General features: G+C 28.3%; 4 protein-coding genes. All 4 read left to right on the forward strand.

The window, feature by feature from the left end; translation table 11 throughout:
• The first annotated feature begins 238 nt into the window (after positions 1-238).
• Positions 239-1,084: a thermonuclease family protein gene (locus VLM92_RS05785; RefSeq protein WP_325275400.1), complete on the forward strand. Its 846-nt coding sequence runs from the start codon at positions 239-241 to the stop codon at positions 1,082-1,084.
• A 164-nt stretch (positions 1,085-1,248) separates the two neighbouring features.
• Positions 1,249-2,118 carry a PhzF family phenazine biosynthesis protein gene (locus tag VLM92_RS05790; protein ID WP_325275401.1) on the forward strand — a complete coding sequence of 290 codons (870 nt, stop codon included), beginning with the start codon at positions 1,249-1,251 and terminating at the stop codon, positions 2,116-2,118.
• A 260-nt stretch (positions 2,119-2,378) separates the two neighbouring features.
• Positions 2,379-2,687 (forward strand): hypothetical protein, encoded by a 309-nt coding sequence (locus tag VLM92_RS05795; protein WP_325275402.1) that lies wholly within the window; start codon positions 2,379-2,381, stop codon positions 2,685-2,687.
• Positions 2,688-3,014 carry a M28 family peptidase gene (locus VLM92_RS05800; protein WP_325275403.1) on the forward strand — a complete coding sequence of 109 codons (327 nt, stop codon included), beginning with the start codon at positions 2,688-2,690 and terminating at the stop codon, positions 3,012-3,014.
• Positions 3,015-3,235: the final 221 nt, after the last annotated feature.

The raw sequence follows: 3,235 nt of genomic DNA on the forward strand, positions 1-3,235 counted from the left end.
TTAAGGTATAACTTTATCTATTGATGAGCTATAGGCCCTTAAAGATTTATTAAATAACATGGATATATAAGTAATATATAGAAGAAGATTTGAAAGAGTTTTTAATAAATTTGCTTTATGATGATAGAGTGTTTTAGTCACTCTATTTTTATTGTACATTGTAAAAAATACGGCGTCGGGTTTTATGACATAGGGGTGGATGAAAAAAATGATAGACAGTTTATAAGGGAGAGATAGTATGACAACAAAGTTAAAGAGTTTATTTATTTTATTAATTATAGCGCTAGGATTAAATTTAACTGGCTGTTCAACACAAGATTTAGATACACATAATGAGCAAAATAATAATGCTAATGTTGAAATAACTAATAATGAAAATTCATTAGACAATAAAGAATTAGAACATACAAGTAAAATAAGTAAAGAAGATGAAGGTAACACAACTTATAATATACCTGAAAATGCTAGAAAAGGTATAGTTATAGATGCAATAGATGGAGATACTGTAAAAGTTGAATTTGAAAATGGTGATATAGAATCAGTAAGAATCTTACTTATAAATACGCCTGAAAAAAATGAGAAGTTTGGATCTGAAGCTTCCAATTTTGCTTACCAAGAGTTAAATAATAAAACAGTTTATATAGAACCAGATGTAGAAAATAGAGATAAGTATGATAGGCTGTTAGGTTATGTTTGGTATGAAAAAGATAACCAGCTTAAGTTATATAATAAGGAAATTATTTTAGAGTCTCTTGCTAAGGTTGCATATGTATATGATAGTAAAAAATATTTAGATACTTTAAATGAAGCACAAGAAAGTGTTGAATATAATAAATTAAATATCTGGGAAAGAAAAGGATATGCTACTAATAAAGGTTATAAATATGATATGAGTGTTTATGAAGATAGATCTTCTAGTAGTAGTTCTAGTAATTCTAAAGATGTAGTTTATACTACTAAAAGTGGTAAAAGGTATCATTTAGATAGAAATTGTAAAGGGTTAGCTAAGGCAAGTAATATATTTGAAAAGAACAAGGAAGAAGCTATAAAATCAGGTTTGAGCTTGTGTGGATATGAGGATTAAAGGCGTACGTCTTTATTTTAAATGCGCAGGGTTGGTCAAACACAAAGTGCTGTAAGAGCAGGAATCATTCCAAGAGCTAATTTAATGGAGATAGGCAAGCAGAAGAAATGAATTTGGATTCCATAGCATAAATATAATATAAAATTAAATTTGGAGGAATGATTATGAAAGTAAAAGCTTACAAAATAAATTCATTTGCTAAATCCGTTGAAGGAGGAAATCCAGCAGGAGTTGTGGTGAATGCAGATTCTCTATCTGAAAATGATATGAAAAAGATAGCAGGTATACTTGGTCTTAGCGAGACTGCTTTTGTTATGAAGTCAGACTTAGCAGACTTTAAGGTCAGATTTTTTACACCTACTGAAGAAGTTGATCTTTGTGGTCATGCTACAATTGGAACATTTTCTACATTGTTAAGTGAGGGATACATTAAACCTGGTAACTATACTCAGGAAACTAAAGCAGGAGTTTTAAATGTTGAAGTTAAGGAAGATTTATCAATAATGATGAATCAGACTCCTCCAAACTTCTATGAAGTAATAGATAAATCAGAAATAGCTGATTCTTTGAATATTAGTATAGATGAAATGCACGAAAAATTACCAGTACAGATTGTATCTACGGGATTAAGAGATATACTCATCCCGATTAAAAATATAGATGTATTAAACTCCATCAATCCAGATTTCAATAAGGTGACACAAATCAGCAGAAAATATAATACAATTGGTTATCACATATTCAGCCTTGATGTCCTTTACAGTGCCAATGCCCATTGTAGAAATTTAGCTCCACTATGCGGAATCCCGGAAGAGTCAGCAACCGGTACATCTAATGGTGCCCTGGCTTGCTATTTGTTTAAATACAATAAGATTAATTCTGCAAATTTTGAGGACATTGTTTTTGAACAAGGTTATTCTATGAAAAAGCCATCAGAAATTCTGGTATCCTTAAATGTTGAAGAAAATGAGGTCCTAGAAGTCAAAGTAGGTGGGAAATCATTAAACTTATCTACAATTGAAGTTGAAATATAAGTGAAGTTCAGGCTATAAATATTATTAATTTAAAAGTATTTCAGATTGATAATTATGGTATTTATATTTGTGATGAAACTATTGTAAACCATATCGAGGTCGAGATTCAAATATAAATAAGTTAACAAAATGATAAAATATGTAAGTAGAAGTTGATTAAAGTTATAATATTTAATAATTATATAAAAAGAAGAGATAATAAGTATATAAACTTATAGAACTTAGCAAAATATATACATAATTTTGAAAAGGAGAGATCTATGAAGCAATATACTTTTAATACTAGAGAGGAACTCGTAGAATTTTTAGATAAACATAATTTTAAATACTATATTCCAAGGGTAAGAGAGTACATGAGCAATATTAAGGATGAGTTTAAGCATTATTATGTAGAGTTATCAGATTCTCATGAAGTAAAATATTGTGCTATTATATCTACTACAGGCGGAGAGGAGATTAAGGAGAGTTTCTTTAATATTAATAAAGTTACTGAGTTTAAAGATACTGCTTATAATAGAGTACACAGAGAGAAGAAGTATAAAGAAGGTATCGAGAATGGGTATTTTTAAATGATTAGCAAAATAACTGATATAGCAGAAGATAATATAAAAGAATTAGGATATAAATATGGAGGACATTTTAATTCTAGATTAAGTGACCATGCTCCATTTGAGGCAGAAGGTATACCAGCTGTATTTATACAATTTGATAAAGATCCATATTATCACACAGATGAAGATACACTGGATAAAATAGATCCACAAAATATAAAAGAAACTGCTACTTTAGTATTAAATATGCTTATGGATATGAATGATACAAAACAAGAAAAGCAAAACCATAAGCCATTAAAAGGTAAGGTAGAATTTGAAAATCAACAAATGCCAAAGATGTAATTAAATTATATATAACTGAATTGTAATACTAATATTTTATCTTCCATTTTGGATTGATGAGATGTTAGTATTTTTATTTTGTGAAACATGGAAAAATGTGCAAAAATGATGAAGAAATTAAAGAATAAATCAATATTAGTTAAAGAATTAGTATATATTAGTATATATTCAAATAGTAATATAATAAAATAATTTAAAAATAAAGTCTCCTTAAATATGAG

Origin of the sequence: Romboutsia sp. (assembly GCF_035470145.1) — a bacterium.
In the GTDB taxonomy this organism is placed as follows: domain Bacteria; phylum Bacillota; class Clostridia; order Peptostreptococcales; family Peptostreptococcaceae; genus Romboutsia_D.

What these genes read in the sequence shown, in the direction of transcription:
- VLM92_RS05785 (WP_325275400.1), top strand. Translation starts at nt 239, where the DNA reads ATGACAACAAAGTTAAAGAGTTTATTTATTTTATTAATTATAGCGCTA.
- VLM92_RS05790 (WP_325275401.1), top strand. Translation starts at nt 1,249, where the DNA reads ATGAAAGTAAAAGCTTACAAAATAAATTCATTTGCTAAATCCGTTGAA.
- VLM92_RS05795 (WP_325275402.1), top strand. Translation starts at nt 2,379, where the DNA reads ATGAAGCAATATACTTTTAATACTAGAGAGGAACTCGTAGAATTTTTA.
- VLM92_RS05800 (WP_325275403.1), top strand. Translation starts at nt 2,688, where the DNA reads ATGATTAGCAAAATAACTGATATAGCAGAAGATAATATAAAAGAATTA.